The following is a 15,424-nucleotide window of genomic DNA, read 5'->3' on the forward strand; positions in this document are numbered from 1 at the left end:
TCGAATATCTCCAGTTGTTCCGGGAATATAGCTGCCATTTCTCCAACAGCACGCGTTTGTTGCCTGGTATGTGGACACCTAAATCACCTCATTCATAAATAGCGGATACCAGCGAGTTTACCAATCCGCAAACGCTCGGATCCAGACGAAGATCTGTAATATTATTTTCGGAAATGGCAATAGAACCTTTGGGTATCAGAATCTGGGCAATGCAAAGCTCATAAACATCCGTGGTTCGGGTGAGCTCTGCCGCAACTGGCGTAGCGCTCGCAGCACCGGTCAGTATGTCCAAATAGATTTTTCTTTCGGCCGCGCTCCATCTTAGAACAATGCGATCTATCCTTGGATTAACACCATTAGCAGTTTCAACGGATAGCTCAAAAGCATCCGTGTTTTCATAGCTGTACCCATTGATCCACGCACTGCCGGCCGCAACCAAAACAGCCATCCCGCTTGATGGTGTCACTTTGAGGTTGGTAGTAACTGCATAAAAGATCCCATTTGATACCAATCGTCCAAAATATGAAGCAAAATCCGAAGCTTCATAGATGCGATCTCCTCCGGAAGAATTGAAAAAACCACTTTTCTCCATCAGCGTACTCCTTTCAGTTTTTGTTGTAGTGTCAGGATTCCTTTTCCGAATACCACATTTACACTCCATCCACTTGCATCATAAATTTCTTCAATCTCAGTGATCCGGGTATTAAGAGACACTCCCCAGGCACTTGAAAGGACAAGTACTTCTTGTCCTAGGTCATAGTCAACCTTGTAGATTAGATTCCCGTATAGATTGACACTGGCATCAAAGGACTGTGCGATTTGTCTTTCCGCCAACTTGCTCACTCCCCGAAAAAGAAGTGCCTGTTCATAGCTCGCTCCAAAATCCTCTTGGCGCAAATCCTTGGCATCTACAAATAGTTCGCGGCGGTTTTCACCAGCACCTTGTGTGATGGCCGTGTATATTCTGCTCGTTCCTTCCCCTTCGCCTCCAATAAGCGCTGTGTTGGCAAAATCTCGGTCACTATTTGTGAATACTTGATCGGTCAGATTTTCATACTCCTTTGAAAACACAGCTTGAGACTGGACCCCCTGATAAAGTACAACCGTAAAGTTCGCAGATGCAGGATCAAACACGGTCTTTATCCCTACTTGCGATGCATCACAAAGGGCTGTTATGGCATCTAGTAAATTCTCATTGGATATCTGCGTATTCACTGGAATATCCAAGTTCTCCGGTGTGAAAGAAAAGCTTTCCATCTGCCTGTCTGGATCTGTCGGCGAAATCAAGTGGTTGTTTAGAAGCTGATCGATGCACAAGGAGAGATCGGTCGTTAAAACCTCACTGCCCCAAATAATTCTTCGGCCTATCATCGAGGTAGTAAACCTTCCACTCACTACGAGGGTTTCTTTACCTGTTTGGGATAACTCAAAATACTCGATAATCCCTGCTTCTTCATCATCATTTTTCCAGAGAATACTACCCACCTTCAGAAGCGAAATATTTAATTTCGTGGCAGGTGCTTTTAACTCAAAGCCACCACAGAAAGAATATCTTCTTGTCCATCTGAAATATTCAAAGGATTCAATGATTCCCTCAAGCGCGCGTTGTTCATTAAAAATATAGATCTCCATTCTATGCTCCTAAATATTGCGGCCTATAATAAATACTGACTTCTAAAAGCTCCATGTTTTCAGAAGCGCTATACCGCAGCAAATTTCGTCCGGCCGATAATTGGAGAAAGGTCGAACCCGTATCCAAAAGAGAAAAAGCGTTGCTCTGGCTTTGACCAGAGACACTTGTGACCCGCTTGTTTGCAAAATGGGTAGATATACGAAGCTGAGTATCTGCTTCCATCGTGGTATTAAGCCTGAGGTATTCTCCCGTATCCAGATTCATCAGTTCAGGGTTTACAACCGCGCCTAAGGCTTGAAACACAATCTCACATCCGCAAGAGACATCACCAATGTTATCCACTGTGATAATCTGGCTGGGTTGGCGTAGTCCAAACTCCATCCCGCTATCCTCAAGCTCAAACACAAAAGAAAACAGCGGCATCCATGAAGCTAGTTCTTCACGCACCTGCGTTAAGCTTTCAAAATATGGAGACGGACAAAGGAGGCTGATGAAAAAGTTTGGCATCCGCTCACGACTGGACACCACAAATCCCGCTTCCTCGATTACACACGAGATCCTACGACTGCGATAAACCAAGATGCCGCTGAGTTTTGGACTAAACACCTTCAACAGTCTCTCCCTCTTTTCCTGCGCTTCACTAGAATTCTGCGAAAGAAGTGTCCCTTCTATGGTGATGTTTCGCATATCTAGTACGGAGGATATATAAAAAGCGCCATCTTGATCGGGCGCTTTAAATGTGTTGATGGTTTGACGAATGCTTCCTGTTCCGTCAATTTTTCTTAAGAAATAAGGCTTTAACTGCCGGAGGGTGATACTTTCACCAACTGAATTGATATAGGTTATCTCCATGGGCTCTCCTTTCTAATATTCCAGCGCGAGCTTTCGTGATAGGATTTTAAATTCTCGGGCCATCTCTTTTTCCGACAAGGCCTTAGGACTCACCACAGAAATACTCTGATTGATAGTGGTGTTTCCTTCGCCGTAACTACCTGCCATATTTCTGCTGCCTGTGGCTGTGGATAGGCTAGGATAGTCAAAGCTTGTAGGTATTGCGTTTTGCATATCCCTTGCAACAGTATCCATTGCCTTTTCAAAGCCAACTCCTATGCCAAGTCCCATATTCCCACCCAGCTGTGCAAACAGAGTAGACGGCGAGTGGATCCCAAAGAAGTCCTTGATCCCATCGACAATGTCGTCAAAGAATCCGGAAATCTTATCCCAAAGCCAGGCTCCTGCATCTGAGATTCCTTTCCATAAGCCTTTTATCAAATTTCCTCCTACTTGAGTAAGTTCATTAGTGTGGTCTGAAAAGGCACTTACCAACCCGGTAATGATTTGAGGAACCGCTTTGACGATTTCTACAAGGATCGTCGGCAGATTCGCGACAAGAGCAACAAAAAGCTGTACCCCCGCAAGGATAAGCTTATCAATGTTTCCTACGACAGCACCTACCAGGGCCGTAACAATTTGTGGAATCGCCGACACTACAGATACAATGATTTCTGGTAAAGCCTCGATTAATGAGACCAGCAGGTCTATCCCCGCACTAATCATCTGGGGGATGGCGTTTAAGACGTTGGTAATGATGCTATTAATAATCTGTGGGATGGCCGCAACAATCGTGGTGATGATAGTTGGCAGTTCTTCCACCAGTGATACCAGTAGTTGTATGCCCGTTTCTATGATCTGCGGAATGGCGCCAATCAAAAAGTCCACGATCGCTGTTATGACTGCTGGCAAAGCTTCTACCAGCTGTGGAATAGCAATCAGTAGTCCCTGTGCCAATCCGGATATCAGCCCAAGCGCCGCATCAAGAAGCATCGGAAGATTATCAAGAAGGCCTTGCACTATTTGCACCACAGCGAGCACTGCTGCAGGAATAAGTGCTGGGAGTGCATCGGCAAGTCCTGTCACAATTGTCCCTACCATCAACACTGCTGCGGAGGTTAAAGATGGCAATACCTCCACAATACCTTCGACCAATGTCATTAGCAGTAAAACCGCTGCCTGGGTGATTTGAGGAAGGGCATCTGTTATGCCTTGAACCAAAGATATAATGATTTGCGTTGCCAGCTCTACGACGATTGGCAGCTGCTCGGATATAAAACCAATCGCCTCTTGCAGTACTCCACCAAACGTATCAATGAGTCCTGTTGCCCCATCCGCTTCAAAAGCAGCCGAGAGCTCACCCAACCAACCATTGACCATAGGAAGCGCAGTACTTGCAAGTATGTTTGTTAAGCCCTGAGCAATTTGGCCCTTTAGGGATGATACTCCATCGAGCATTGTCGATACCTGCCCATTAAAAGTTTTTGACTGAGCCTCCATAGCACCATAAAACCGTCCACCCTCTGCCGTTGCCGAAGCAAACGCATCGGCTACCATGTCTGCAGAGATTGCACCTTTGGCCATTTCTTCTTTTAGTTCCCCGATGGATTTTCCTGTCTTTCGTGAGATTTCTTCCAGTGGATTAAAGCCTGCGTTAATCATCTGCACGAGGTCTTGTCCCGTTAGTTTTCCTGTTGAGGACATTTGAGCAAAAGCAAGTGTTAGACTTTTAAATTTTTCTGAATCACCTTGGGAAATGTCTCCCAGCTCTTTCATGTGCTTTTGTGCATCCTGGGCGTTCATGCCAAACCCCATCAGAACTTGTGCAGACTGTGCCAAGTCCGTCATTGCAAAGGGTGTGGCAGCAGCTTCTTTCTTCAGATCATTGACAAGCTGTTGGGCTTTTGCCTGGTCACCAAGCATCGTGGTAAAGGAGGTGGTGTAGCTTTCCAGTTGAGCGTTGTAGCTGACTCCGTCCTTCAAAGCGCCAACGAAGGCCTTCCCAATTTCCGAAATGGCGCTGCCCAAAGACTTGATGCCGCCGATGATTGCTGCTGAGAGTAGGTTCGCTTTTAAAACATCGCCAAAGCTTAACGCTCTCTTGCCGGAATCATCAAATTCCTCGCCAAGATCGTCTACACTCCCTGCCAGTTTACTTGCCGCTTGTGTGGCTTTTTGCATATTTTCGGAGTCTTGGTCTGTCGCTTCTGCATGGTCACCGATTGCATTTTCGTTGTCGCTAAGCTCTCGTTCTAGTCCGTTTAGCTCTGCTTGAGCTTTGTTTAGTTGTATCTTCCAATTTTGTGTCCTACGGTCATTTTCGCCAAAGGAGGTGGCTGCATTGTCTAAAGCAGTGCGAAGCGTCTCGATTTTTCCTCTTTGGGCATCAAGCTCTTTATTGAGAACTTCATTTCTAGCAGCTAATGCTTCTACACTTTTGTCGTTTCGATCGAACTGGGAGGAGACAAGTGCCATTTCACTTCCCAGCACTTTAAAGGACTGGTTGATATCAGAAAGTGCTTTTTTAAATTCCTTTTCACCCTCGATACCGATTTTGAATCCGAAACTTTCATTACTCATAGCCCCTCGCCACCTCCTTTCGGGCATAAAAAAAAGACACCTCATTTGAAGTGTCTCTTAAAAATATCAAAGCGATCAAACTATCTTGCGTCCAACTTATGTGTTCATTTAAGTACTAACGGATCTCAATATGCACGTCTTTACCCAGGCTTTTTGCAATTTTTATGAGGAAGTCTAATGATGGATTGTATGAACCACTTTCCAGTCTAGAAATGTTAGACTTTCTCGTTCCGGCTCTTTTAGCAAGCTCCTCTTGCGTTATTTTCATGCTTTTTCTCGCCTCAATGATCTGTGAAATCAGCTCATACCTTGGTTCCAATTTATTATATTCATCTTCAAACTCGGCATTTTTCATAAGCTTTGCTTTAATGTCATCAATGTTAACTCCTGCCTTAGCAGCCACTTTACTCATCTTTACACCTTCTTTCATAATCCTCTTTATAATTCCTAGCCCGGTCAAGTTCTTTTTGGGGCGTTTTGCCTGTTTTCTTCACGAAGCCATGAAGCAATACGAATTTCCCACCACTATAAGAAAAATAAAACACTCTCGCAATATCTGAAGAAAACTTAACTCGTAGCTCATATAGGCCTTTGTTATTTTTCCCCTTTAGTGATTTTGTATGCGGTTCTCTTAGCGAAAACCCATGCTCCTTTAGTAATTCTATTTCACGAAAAGTCTTCGCGCCAAGGCTTGGGGGTAATGATTCAAGGAATTCTAAGACTGGAATATCTCCATTTTCCCTTTGGTAAAATTCTATATCATATGCCAACTCATTTCCCCCTAAGTCGTTTTACTCTGTGCCTATATGTTATCATATACGATAACATTTTTCAATGATCAAATTCTTATCATAAGTAGAAATATTTTTTATAGAACTGGCTATGACAATTCTATGTCATTTTGGTTCGTATATTTTTATTTATTTACGCACGAAAATGACATCTAAATTCCTTCAGGTACAATTTCATCAATAATGGAGTCTCTTTTCGCTTGTGCCAAACCATGATACTGCTTATGACACTCCCAAAGGTCTAAGAAATATCCCAGTGGCATCAACCAGACTTCATCCTCTTTCCGATTCAGATGAACTGTTCCATAATACAAAAGTCGGGTAAACATTTCACCCTCGCTTACCCGACTTGATCGTTTTTTGAAGTAGTCCCTTCTTCTGTTTCTTCACTCACTATTTCTCGCTTGGTTCCCTTAAACATAGCTTCTGTAATTGCTGTCTTATATGTTGCTAGTTCCAAAGGCGTTGTTAAAAGCTCCACTTCTTCTTCGCTTAGCAGGGCTTTGGGCTCCGCCAAGTTTTTAAGATTGTGAATCATAATCGACTGGTTCGCCAGCAGCGTAATCAGCCAAATAATCTCTTCCAGGGCCATTTCAAAGTTTTCTGTTTTTAAAAGCTTATCACCAAGATTTTCTAATCCGCCGTATCGTTTCCCGATTTCTCTGGTTGCGCGGGTCGTTAATATCAGTTCATGTTGGCAATCCCCAATTTCTATAAAAGAACTTCTTTCATTATTCATTTATCATACCCCTCCAGAATAAACAGGCTCATAAACCTGAGTGTACCACCCTGAGATTACGGCAGCAGGTACACTTGCATCCCCTTCAGTCACCTCGGCCTTCCAGGGATGTTTCCCGTTTCCATCTAACTTATTTCTCCTTAGCACCGTGCCTTCAATGGTTGGCGTGGAAAAGGTTATCGAGTCGCCCTTCGTTTGAAGATTGGTTGCCGGCAGTCCGAACTTCACCCGGTACAACCAGAAATATCGATACCTGCCATCTGCTTTCTGAGCACGAAAACCAACAGCGACCGAGGGGCCATTGCTCTCGCTTGTCGAAATGAGAACCCCGTTATCATCTATCGTGGCGCCGGTCAGGTCCGTGGCAGCACTAACGCCAATATCATCAACACCCAGTGAAAGCTTTCCACTTTTAAAATCCTTGATTACCTCAGCAGCTCCATCATCTGCATATAGCACCGCTTCTGACAATTCCACAGACAAATCTGCTTTGATGGCTTTCGCCAAGACTGCTGGCAGTCCATAGGTCTCTTCCCCATTTTCATCCTCAGTGATTTTGGAATAGTAAAGTTTATCTAATCCGATTGTTGCCATATCTTATTCCTCCAATGTATAGTTTTTTGCCACATCAATGGCATAGTGATGATACTCTGTCTCATCCTCATGCCCGATGTAGCGACGCAGCGTGATCGTTATTCCCGCACCAAGTAACGCGACTTCTATTTGCCTCTTCCTTCGGGTATAGCTGTCTTTTGAAAACAGCGACAGGCGAATCTCCTGAATTTCATATTCCGGGCGATCATCCCCATGGAGCTCGTAGGCGTCAATGAGCGGGGTCAGCACCACATACTCTGCCGGAGCGCTTTCGCTGAACACGCCGGTTTCCACAGGGATGCCTATTCCACTGATGAGGCTATTTAATTCAGATAACAAACTCATAGCTTTTCGATCTCCTTATCAAGAGCAGCTTTCATCGTTTCAATACAGGATTTTCTGGATTGGCGCTTCGTAGCTTTGAGCCAAGGTTTTGGTGGTTGGCCCACTTTCCCGTATTCAATCACAGCTGCTTTTAGTGCATTGGATACTCCTTTGCTGTCTTTCGTTGCTGGAACTCCTATACGTAGATTCCAGTCTCCATTTCGATCTTGACCCGGTTTTGTTAACTCCATAGAATCAAGCAGCTCTCCAGTGGATCTTGATGGTTCCTTTGTCCCCTGACCAATTCGATCTGAGAGGTTCTTCTTTGCTTTTTCAATAACTGGTCGAGCCCCTTGTTCTAAAACTCTCGGTGCAATATCATCAAAGTCGCTATTTAATTTAGATAGCTTCTCTAAAAAATCATCTGGCAGCTTGTAGCTTGCTCGTGCCATGGCATCACCCCTTTGATCCTGTCACCCTCTCCGCCAAAACTTCAACATACATTCCTTTATCTCTTACATCTTCTACACTAAGGATGTTGTATCGCACCCCTTTACATACCAGAAGGTACTCTGTCAAAATCTCTACCTCCGGAGGTTTACGAAATCGAAAAAGCGTCGTCGCTGTAGAAAAGGCAGCTCTATTCTTCCATGCTTCACTACCTCTTTGCTCTTCCTTGTATGCTTTGGTGATAAAGAAAAGTTGATCCTCCTTGGTCGCAAAGCCTTCTGCGTCCTTACTCGGTACGGTGCTGTAAATCTCAATTTCCGATCGCATCATTCCATAGCTCATATAACCACATCCCTGTTTAACCGTAGAAGCATGTTCACCACATTCCAAACCTGCTCGCTTGCCTTGACATTGTCCTGAAAGAAGCCACCGGTACTTCCATCACGGCTTTCATAAAAATGGGACGAGAGCATGATGATGGCCTGCTCCGTGGTTGGATCCATTGAGTTTAGTTCATAAAACCCAGCTGCCTTTTTCTGATAGCTTTCTGCATAAGAGGTGGCTGCGGTGATGTAACTACTTATGAGCTCATCATCCCCATCATGGTCTAGAATCAGGTTCTTTTTTACCTTCTCAAGTAATGTTGCCATCACCGCTTGCCCCCTTTATCATTCTGTTTCCATCAATCCTGCCGCTTGAAGCTTTGCAAGCAGGGCGTTGAAATCACTCACCAATCCTGCAATATCAGAAGCTGTGCTATCCGCTTGGAAAGCTGCAGGTGTAAAGAGCCCAGTTACCTGGGCCCCATCCAAAATCTCAAGCGTTCCGCCAATCACGGTCTTTTCGCCACCTTGTTCGGTGTAATTCTTCACATTACTCATACGCTCTCACCTATGCTTTCTGCTGGAGAACCTTCACGGCCTCTGCCAGGATCAACTTCCCATCCACCCGCTGGCTTCCCTTGAATCCTACCTGACCGGTAGCGGCATAAAGCTCATTGAGTCGTTGGAAGGAGCGTCCTTGTCGATCCGCGATCCAGTAGTACCCGAAATCACCAAAGGCGATGGTCTTTGCACTAGCCGCAACCGTTGGAACATAGGCCGAGGTTTTAATCGGACAGTTCAAGATGGTATCTGGCTGACCAAGGGCAATGGATGGCTGCCATAAGTACTGCCCACTCCCATCCTTCAGTTTCCGGATGGCTTTTACAGTAGCATCGTTCATGATGAAAGAAGCATTTTTTCTGTATGGCGACTTCAAAGAGTAGTACAAATCAATAAGCTCATCTGCAGTAATAGCTGTTGCAGAGTTGGCTGTAACCCCTACTTCGCCGCCGCCAGTAGCATTCAAGATCCCTGTAGGTTTGCTGGAGCCATCCCCAATAATAAATGCCTCTTCCTCTTTTGCACCAATCCTTCTGCCAAACTCCAAAGCGATGTAGGTAGCAATATCGAAAAAGGCATCGTTGATAAGCTCCTCAGAAATTTTGATGATCGTTGCCAGCTTATTAGCACCCAGACTTACTTGTCCAAATGCATCATCAGACTCTGGGATCGGACTTTCCTCATCCACCCAGGATGCGGTTCCTTTGCTGGCTACTACCGGAATCTTCCGGTCTCCCGAAGAAGTGGAAATGACTTTTGCCAAAGTCCGAAACATATTCTCCTCTTCAAGAGCGGCAACCAGCGTTCTTTCAAACTCATCGGGCACCAAAAACCCACCTTCCGAATCCGTACCGATTTGGAGAGCGTTTTGGATGGCAACATTGTTCTTACTTCTCATCGCTATCCAGAAGGCTTCTTTGTACTCGTCAGTTGCCCTTCCTTTTTTGACTTCTCCATTTATGCCACTTCCAGGTTGGTTCGTAATCGGAGTGGTGGTAGGTCGTGCCAGCTCCGCATCGATGGCGGCTTGACGCTCCGCTCGATCGATCTCTTTGCCAAGGTTTACTACCTCTGCTTCCATCCGGTCGTAGGTGGCCGTATCTTCCGCGGAGAGCATTCCTTCTTTATCCCTTTTACGGTCCAGAAATGCTTTTGCATCCTCCCACGCTTTGGCTCTTTTTTCTCTCATTTCAAGAATCTTGTTCATTTGGTTTCCTCCTCAAGTTAGTGAGCAATTAGGCTCAGTCTTTTTTCCAGATCTTCTGCGGGAGTCCTGGTTTCCGTTTTTGGTGGTATGAGTTTGGCCAGCAGTGAATTAGCCACTGCCGCCCTTGAAAACATCAATGCCTCGATTGGATCTTCTTCGGTGATGGGAGATGAGTCAAATAGGATCGTATCCGCAAATCCTAACTCCACTGCCTTTTTGGCATTGAACCAAGACTCTGCATCCATCAAGTGTGAAAGCTTGGACCTTGATAGACCCGTCTTTATTTCATAGGCATTCATGATGCTCTCCTTTACCTCGGAAAGCATCTCACTGGCCTTTTGCATTTCTTTTGAATCTCCAATAGCGACCGTCATGGGATTGTGGATCATCATAATGGCCACCGGAGACATCTGCACTTCCGTTCCGGCCATTGCTATAACCGAAGCGGCTGAAGCTGCAAGGCCATCGATCTTGATCGTAACGTTGCCCTTGTAGTCCATGAGCATATTGTAGATTTGTGCTGCTGCAAACACATCCCCGCCTGGTGAGTTGATCCAGATAGAAATATCTCCTTGTGCTGATTCCAGTTCTTGCTTGAAAAGCTTTGGAGTCACTTCATCCCCATACCAGGTTTCATCAGAAATTTCCCCATTTAAAAAGAGAGTTCTTTCACCCTCATTTTTAACCCAGTTCCAAAATTTTCGTTTCATTTGATTCTTTCACTTCCCTTCATCATTGCCAGTTACTCAGACCGGACTTTGTTCGCAAATACACCAGCATCTTTAAGTTTGGTCATGTTTCCATTCACAATATAGAAATCTCCTCCTTCTCCTTCAGGTATCGGGTTCATATCCTCAAGATGTCTTATATCATTTGGGCTTAAGAACCCGTTTTGGATTCCAACAGAGTACCCATTCATCCGGCTTTGATAGTCACCTCGAAGCAAGCCATCTACGTTAAACTTGATGAAATACTCTCTCTTTTCTCTTGGAAGAAGCAGTGAACGCTGCAGCGCTTGTTCCCATCGGATGACCCAGGGATCTAGGGTGTACTTCACAAACTCCAAAGACTGTTGCTCAATGTTTGAAAAGCTTGACTTCTCAAGATCACCAACCATATGTGGCGGAATCCGGTAGAGTCTTGCAATCTCATTGATCTGAAACTTCCTTGTTTCCAAGAACTGCGCTTCCTCCGGCGGAATCCCAATTTGCTGGTACTTCATCCCTTCCTCTAAAACGGCAATCTTATGTGCATTAGTGCTTCCCCGATACACCTCATTCCAGGAATCTCGTACCTTCTTTGGATCTTTCAAGACCCCAGGATGTTCCAATACTCCTCCCGGATTGGCTCCATTGGCAAAGAAGCTGGCACCGTATTCCTCCGTGGCAATGGTCATGCCAACTGCGTTTTTGGCCATTGCTATTGGAGAATACCCAACTAACCCATCAAAGCCCAGACCGGGAATGTGCAGTACCTCATGTCTTCTTAGATTATAGGATGCGTAGCTTTTCAGGTGTGGATTCTCTTCAGCATTGGGTGTGTACACGTAGTAGATTTCACCGCTACTATTCCTTCCCACCTCTACCTTGTTTGGCAGGAGTGGATACAAAGAGACCACCCTTCCGGCACCATCCCGTATGATTTGCGCATAGGCATTTCCCCAGATCAATAGATGGCTCATCAGCGTTTCCCGGAACACGAAGGAGCTCATCTCGCTGTTAGGTTCATCATGCAATATGTGATAAAGGGTATGCGTGTACACCCGCTCTTTACCAGCTTCCTTATATCGATATATGTGAAGCGGCAAGGAGGCTAAAGCTTCTGCCAAAATCCGCACGCATGAATAAACCGCAGACGTCTGCATTGCCGTAAACTCATTGACCAGCTTCCCACTGGTCGTTGGACCAAATAGGTATGTATAATTTGACGTCAATGTATTCTCAACTGGCTTGTCCATTGCTTTGATGAACTTTGAAATAAAAGGTATTTCCATCTTGTTCCTCCTAAAATGGGCATGAAAAAAGCACCCTATTAAGAGTGCTTCAACGCATGTTCATATTTATTCATCACTATCGCTGGTATCATCAGTTTCAACAATATCGAAATCACCTTCAATAATATCACTGATATCAATATCCAATTTTCCAGATCCTGCCTCCGCTTGTTTTTTATAAAAATTTACATCCGCAATAGGCAGTGTCTCTAAATGTTTTTTAAGTCTGTTGGCCAAAGGTTTAAATGTTATAAATGTCAATCCGCCTGAAGCAACAGCACCAATAACTGGAATCGCTTTTGAGACACCTTTAGCGAATAAAGCTTTATTCATTCTCCCTGTAATTGCCAATGCAATTCTCTTTACAATAGGGTATATAAATCCTTGGGTCAACGGCTTTGCTGCGATAACTTTATTTGCTCTAATTGCTGCATTTGAAGCCAACTTATATACAAGTTTATTGGCAGCCTCTACACCAAACATCACTCCTGTAAACATGGTAAGTAAAGACATCGTTTCGTCATCGATTTCATCTTTTTTAGTGAAAACATCGTCCCACCCATACAAATATATTAGCTTCTGTAAAATTCTAAGAACGTGAGCGAAATATTGTGTCAAATCAGCCGGTATGGTGGCCATCATTGCTATTCCACCCGGAAAACCTGTTGCCGCTGAAATAGCTGTTACTTTATTTGTTTCAAAATCAATAGATGATTTTGCAATTCGATTTAATTCCTTAGTAGTTATTCCAGCCCTCGCAGGATTGGCTTCTATCGCCAACTTCACCAAGTCTTCTTGAAAATGTTTAGACAGAGACTTTCTCAGAAATTCAGTTCTGCTAATCCGAACACCCGGGACCTGAACTGCCGCTTTTAATATGTCTTGAAAAAGATTTCCATTAGATTGGTTCACTAGTTCCGACATTGGCTTTCCCCCGATCTATAATAAAGCAATTATATCATAAACCAGGAAAATAGTATCTTCTATTTCTGGCTGCCGTTCTCTATATGACATGATGAAACTATTATGAATCTAGACGAACACTAAAAGCTGATAATCCCTCTCTCATCATATACACTTCCATCATCATCCTTGTTTCGAATGCAACGATCCAAGGCCATGATGCTTGCGACAATGCCGTCAATTTTCTCCACTGACTTTTCCTTGTCTGGTTTTATGTTGCCGGCGGGATCTTGGCGCATAACCACATTCTGAGCCATCCACTTAAGAACCGGATGTCCACCATGGTTGATGCTCCCCCCCATCAGTAGTTTATATAATTCCTTACTGGGCGGGGACATATCCTTGTAACCTTGTCCAAATGGAACTACCGTAAAACCCATACCTTCCAAGTTTTGAACCATCTGCGTGGCATTCCAACGGTCAAATGCTATCTCTTTTATATGATACTTCTCTCCGAGTTCCTCTATAAACTTTTCGATAAACCCGTAATGGATGACATTTCCCTCTGTAGTCTGTATGTACCCTTGCATTTCCCAAACATCGTACAAAACGTGATCCCGTCTACATCTAAGTTCCAAGGTGTCCTCCGGCAACCAGAAAAAAGGCAATATGATATATTTTTCATCCTCACACCTGGGCGGAAAGACGAGGACCAATGCTGTAATGTCAGAAGTGCTGGAAAGGTCCAACCCTCCATAACACTCTCTTCCCTGAAGTGAAGCCACATCAATGGAAAGATCCCCTTTGTTATATATGTGATCCGGGATCCAACACACAGTTGCTGAAGTCCAGATGTTCAGCCGCAGCTGTTTGAATACATTTTCTTCTGCCGGATTATCCAGAGCATTCTTATATGCTTCTCTCACTCGATCGATACTGATGGTGTGTCCGAGTGACGGGTTGGCCCTATACCAGTTGGCTTCATCATTCCAGTCATCAGCTTCCGTCAATCCATAGACAACAGGATAAAAACTATGATCTTTCTTTCTGCCCGCCTTAATATCGAGTGCCTTCGCATGGAGTTCATAGCAGATACTGTTTTTATCGTTTCCTGCAGTTGTTATAATAAAAAAGAGTGGTTGTTCTCTGGCGTCCCCAGACCCTTTCGTCAGTACATCATATAGCTTTCTATTTGGCTGCGCATGAATCTCATCGAACACCAAACCGGATACATTAAGCCCGTGCTTGGTTCCAGTCTCCGCTGAAAGAACCTGATAAAAGCCTACGTTGGAATAGTTCACAATGCGCTTGGTAGCCGCTGTAATCTTTGATCGTTTCAATAAAGCTGGTGTCATTTGAACCATTTGTTTCGCCACATCAAATACGATAGACGCCTGGGATCTGTCGCAAGCGGCTCCATAAACTTCAGCACTTGGCTCATTATCCGCATAAAGAAGATAAAGCGCAATGGCAGCAGCGAGCTCAGACTTCCCTTGCTTCTTAGGTATTTCCACATAAGCAGTCAAGAACTGCCGCTTCCCACTTTCCCCTACTATACCAAAGAGATCACGAACGATCTGTTCTTGCCAGGGCAATAGATGAAACTTCTTCCCAGCCCATTTCCCTTTGGTGTGCTTTAGGTTTTCAATAAAAGCGACTACTCTGTCTGCCTTCGCCTTATCATAATAAGAAGTCTCCAACATAAAAGGAGACGGCTCATATTTAAAAGTCATAGTGAACCACCCATCAAGATAATTTCCATTTCATCAGCGGGCTCTATGGATCCTTCTCCTGCCACTATTCTGCTTCTTGCAGAAGGGGTAAGCCCAAATTGTTCACAGAAGCGAAGCATAATCTTGAGGTTAGTTTGGGCGATGGAAACTTGGGGAACTTGCTGTAAGTATCCGTTAGGAGTTCGAATCATGCTTCCGTGTTGCGTGATGAATTCTTCCGCCTCTTTCCACCTAGCGTACGCCTGACAATACCCTGCAAAAGCAGCCATGTCGATTTCCGTGAGAATCCCCAAACCCTCTAGCAGCTTCCCCATCCTCCGCCATTCTTTCTTTGCTTCCTTCTCCAACCAGGTAGGACAACGCGGTGCTTTCTTCGTAGGCTGAGGTTCGTTTTGATTGAGCTCCCTCTTTCCAGGATTGCCTTCAAGTTTTTTCAATGCTGTCGGTTTTGGTTTTCTTCCTCGTTGTGCCATGCGTCCCACCTCCTCACATGGTTGTTGGCAATAAAAAAAGACCTCCGAAGAAGTCTTTAAAATCTTACTTCTATTTGATCTTTCGGCAGCGGTCCTCACCATAAACAACACTTAGGCTGGAACCATTGTCCCAGGATACCATGATACCTCCGATATCATCAACGCCAACCACAGTTCCCTTGGTTCCTATGGGAGGAGCCTGCGGGTCATCCATTTGTAGAAGTACCACCCTACTCCCCGGTGGGTACTGACTTCTTAACATTTCAACAATTTCAGGTTTGATAAACAT

At 44.6% G+C, this 15,424-nt stretch carries 20 protein-coding genes; all 20 read right to left on the reverse strand.

Annotation, left to right across the window (positions count from 1 at the left end; all coding sequences use genetic code 11):
- Positions 1 to 88: 88 nt before the first annotated feature.
- Entirely contained in the window at positions 89 to 592 is a 504-nt protein-coding gene (locus tag J0B03_RS05565; RefSeq protein WP_207300861.1) for a hypothetical protein, read from the reverse strand.
- A complete protein-coding gene (locus J0B03_RS05570; RefSeq protein WP_207300862.1) occupies positions 592 to 1,632 on the reverse strand; it encodes a siphovirus ReqiPepy6 Gp37-like family protein in 1,041 nt (346 codons plus the stop codon). Before J0B03_RS05570 ends, J0B03_RS05565 begins: the two co-directional genes overlap by 1 nt.
- A gap of 1 nt (position 1,633) precedes the next feature.
- Positions 1,634 to 2,485, reverse strand: coding sequence for a phage tail family protein (locus tag J0B03_RS05575; RefSeq protein ID WP_207300863.1), 852 nt, complete (start codon positions 2,483 to 2,485; stop codon positions 1,634 to 1,636).
- A gap of 12 nt (positions 2,486 to 2,497) precedes the next feature.
- The gene (locus J0B03_RS05580) at positions 2,498 to 5,044 is read right to left on the reverse strand and encodes a phage tail protein (protein WP_207300864.1); all 2,547 of its coding nucleotides are present in this window, start codon (positions 5,042 to 5,044) and stop codon (positions 2,498 to 2,500) included.
- Positions 5,045 to 5,159: 115 nt separating this feature from the next.
- Positions 5,160 to 5,456 (reverse strand): helix-turn-helix transcriptional regulator, encoded by a 297-nt coding sequence (locus J0B03_RS05585; protein WP_207300865.1) that lies wholly within the window; start codon positions 5,454 to 5,456, stop codon positions 5,160 to 5,162.
- The gene (locus tag J0B03_RS05590) at positions 5,449 to 5,814 is read right to left on the reverse strand and encodes a type II toxin-antitoxin system RelE/ParE family toxin (RefSeq protein WP_207300866.1); all 366 of its coding nucleotides are present in this window, start codon (positions 5,812 to 5,814) and stop codon (positions 5,449 to 5,451) included. The genes J0B03_RS05585 and J0B03_RS05590 overlap by 8 nt, the downstream gene beginning before the upstream one ends.
- 361 nt (positions 5,815 to 6,175) lie before the next feature.
- Positions 6,176 to 6,574, reverse strand: coding sequence for a hypothetical protein (locus J0B03_RS05595; protein WP_207300867.1), 399 nt, complete (start codon positions 6,572 to 6,574; stop codon positions 6,176 to 6,178).
- Between the two features lie 3 nt (positions 6,575 to 6,577).
- On the reverse strand, positions 6,578 to 7,168 hold the full coding sequence (locus tag J0B03_RS05600; protein WP_207300868.1) for a major tail protein: 591 nt from the start codon (positions 7,166 to 7,168) through the stop codon (positions 6,578 to 6,580).
- A 3-nt stretch (positions 7,169 to 7,171) separates the two neighbouring features.
- Positions 7,172 to 7,513, reverse strand: a complete 342-nt coding sequence (locus J0B03_RS05605) for a hypothetical protein (RefSeq protein WP_207300869.1) — start codon at positions 7,511 to 7,513, stop codon at positions 7,172 to 7,174.
- A complete protein-coding gene (locus J0B03_RS05610) occupies positions 7,510 to 7,944 on the reverse strand; it encodes an HK97 gp10 family phage protein (RefSeq protein WP_207300870.1) in 435 nt (144 codons plus the stop codon). Before J0B03_RS05610 ends, J0B03_RS05605 begins: the two co-directional genes overlap by 4 nt.
- Before the next feature lie 4 nt (positions 7,945 to 7,948).
- Positions 7,949 to 8,284 carry a head-tail adaptor protein gene (locus J0B03_RS05615; RefSeq protein WP_207300871.1) on the reverse strand — a complete coding sequence of 112 codons (336 nt, stop codon included), beginning with the start codon at positions 8,282 to 8,284 and terminating at the stop codon, positions 7,949 to 7,951.
- The gene (locus J0B03_RS05620; RefSeq protein ID WP_207300872.1) at positions 8,281 to 8,592 is read right to left on the reverse strand and encodes a head-tail connector protein; all 312 of its coding nucleotides are present in this window, start codon (positions 8,590 to 8,592) and stop codon (positions 8,281 to 8,283) included. Before J0B03_RS05620 ends, J0B03_RS05615 begins: the two co-directional genes overlap by 4 nt.
- Before the next feature lie 18 nt (positions 8,593 to 8,610).
- Positions 8,611 to 8,823 carry a Head fiber protein gene (locus J0B03_RS05625; RefSeq protein WP_207300873.1) on the reverse strand — a complete coding sequence of 71 codons (213 nt, stop codon included), beginning with the start codon at positions 8,821 to 8,823 and terminating at the stop codon, positions 8,611 to 8,613.
- 10 nt (positions 8,824 to 8,833) lie between these two features.
- On the reverse strand, positions 8,834 to 10,033 hold the full coding sequence (locus J0B03_RS05630; RefSeq protein WP_207300874.1) for a phage major capsid protein: 1,200 nt from the start codon (positions 10,031 to 10,033) through the stop codon (positions 8,834 to 8,836).
- A 17-nt stretch (positions 10,034 to 10,050) separates the two neighbouring features.
- Positions 10,051 to 10,743: a head maturation protease, ClpP-related gene (locus J0B03_RS05635; protein WP_207300875.1), complete on the reverse strand. Its 693-nt coding sequence runs from the start codon at positions 10,741 to 10,743 to the stop codon at positions 10,051 to 10,053.
- A 32-nt stretch (positions 10,744 to 10,775) separates the two neighbouring features.
- The gene (locus J0B03_RS05640; protein ID WP_207300876.1) at positions 10,776 to 12,026 is read right to left on the reverse strand and encodes a phage portal protein; all 1,251 of its coding nucleotides are present in this window, start codon (positions 12,024 to 12,026) and stop codon (positions 10,776 to 10,778) included.
- Between the two features lie 66 nt (positions 12,027 to 12,092).
- Positions 12,093 to 12,950 carry a hypothetical protein gene (locus J0B03_RS05645; protein ID WP_207300877.1) on the reverse strand — a complete coding sequence of 286 codons (858 nt, stop codon included), beginning with the start codon at positions 12,948 to 12,950 and terminating at the stop codon, positions 12,093 to 12,095.
- Positions 12,951 to 13,069: 119 nt separating this feature from the next.
- Positions 13,070 to 14,662, reverse strand: a complete 1,593-nt coding sequence (locus tag J0B03_RS05650; protein WP_207300878.1) for a terminase large subunit — start codon at positions 14,660 to 14,662, stop codon at positions 13,070 to 13,072.
- Complete coding sequence (locus J0B03_RS05655; RefSeq protein ID WP_207300879.1) at positions 14,659 to 15,135, reverse strand: phage terminase small subunit P27 family; 477 nt, start codon at positions 15,133 to 15,135, stop codon at positions 14,659 to 14,661. Before J0B03_RS05655 ends, J0B03_RS05650 begins: the two co-directional genes overlap by 4 nt.
- A 70-nt stretch (positions 15,136 to 15,205) precedes the next feature.
- The gene (locus J0B03_RS05660) at positions 15,206 to 15,424 is read right to left on the reverse strand and encodes a DUF4314 domain-containing protein (protein WP_207300880.1); all 219 of its coding nucleotides are present in this window, start codon (positions 15,422 to 15,424) and stop codon (positions 15,206 to 15,208) included.

Source organism: Alkalibacter rhizosphaerae (assembly GCF_017352215.1).
GTDB lineage: Bacteria > Bacillota > Clostridia > Eubacteriales > Alkalibacteraceae > Alkalibacter > Alkalibacter rhizosphaerae.

Coding starts and splice junctions, on each gene's coding strand:
- J0B03_RS05565 (WP_207300861.1), bottom strand. CDS start 592: ATGGAGAAAAGTGGTTTTTTCAATTCTTCCGGAGGAGATCGCATCTAT.
- J0B03_RS05570 (WP_207300862.1), bottom strand. CDS start 1,632: ATGGAGATCTATATTTTTAATGAACAACGCGCGCTTGAGGGAATCATT.
- J0B03_RS05575 (WP_207300863.1), bottom strand. CDS start 2,485: ATGGAGATAACCTATATCAATTCAGTTGGTGAAAGTATCACCCTCCGG.
- J0B03_RS05580 (WP_207300864.1), bottom strand. CDS start 5,044: ATGAGTAATGAAAGTTTCGGATTCAAAATCGGTATCGAGGGTGAAAAG.
- J0B03_RS05585 (WP_207300865.1), bottom strand. CDS start 5,456: ATGAGTAAAGTGGCTGCTAAGGCAGGAGTTAACATTGATGACATTAAA.
- J0B03_RS05595 (WP_207300867.1), bottom strand. CDS start 6,574: ATGAATAATGAAAGAAGTTCTTTTATAGAAATTGGGGATTGCCAACAT.
- J0B03_RS05600 (WP_207300868.1), bottom strand. CDS start 7,168: ATGGCAACAATCGGATTAGATAAACTTTACTATTCCAAAATCACTGAG.
- J0B03_RS05605 (WP_207300869.1), bottom strand. CDS start 7,513: ATGAGTTTGTTATCTGAATTAAATAGCCTCATCAGTGGAATAGGCATC.
- J0B03_RS05610 (WP_207300870.1), bottom strand. CDS start 7,944: ATGGCACGAGCAAGCTACAAGCTGCCAGATGATTTTTTAGAGAAGCTA.
- J0B03_RS05615 (WP_207300871.1), bottom strand. CDS start 8,284: ATGAGCTATGGAATGATGCGATCGGAAATTGAGATTTACAGCACCGTA.
- J0B03_RS05620 (WP_207300872.1), bottom strand. CDS start 8,592: ATGGCAACATTACTTGAGAAGGTAAAAAAGAACCTGATTCTAGACCAT.
- J0B03_RS05625 (WP_207300873.1), bottom strand. CDS start 8,823: ATGAGTAATGTGAAGAATTACACCGAACAAGGTGGCGAAAAGACCGTG.
- J0B03_RS05630 (WP_207300874.1), bottom strand. CDS start 10,033: ATGAACAAGATTCTTGAAATGAGAGAAAAAAGAGCCAAAGCGTGGGAG.
- J0B03_RS05635 (WP_207300875.1), bottom strand. CDS start 10,743: ATGAAACGAAAATTTTGGAACTGGGTTAAAAATGAGGGTGAAAGAACT.
- J0B03_RS05640 (WP_207300876.1), bottom strand. CDS start 12,026: ATGGAAATACCTTTTATTTCAAAGTTCATCAAAGCAATGGACAAGCCA.
- J0B03_RS05645 (WP_207300877.1), bottom strand. CDS start 12,950: ATGTCGGAACTAGTGAACCAATCTAATGGAAATCTTTTTCAAGACATA.
- J0B03_RS05650 (WP_207300878.1), bottom strand. CDS start 14,662: ATGACTTTTAAATATGAGCCGTCTCCTTTTATGTTGGAGACTTCTTAT.
- J0B03_RS05655 (WP_207300879.1), bottom strand. CDS start 15,135: ATGGCACAACGAGGAAGAAAACCAAAACCGACAGCATTGAAAAAACTT.
- J0B03_RS05660 (WP_207300880.1), bottom strand. CDS start 15,424: ATGTTTATCAAACCTGAAATTGTTGAAATGTTAAGAAGTCAGTACCCA.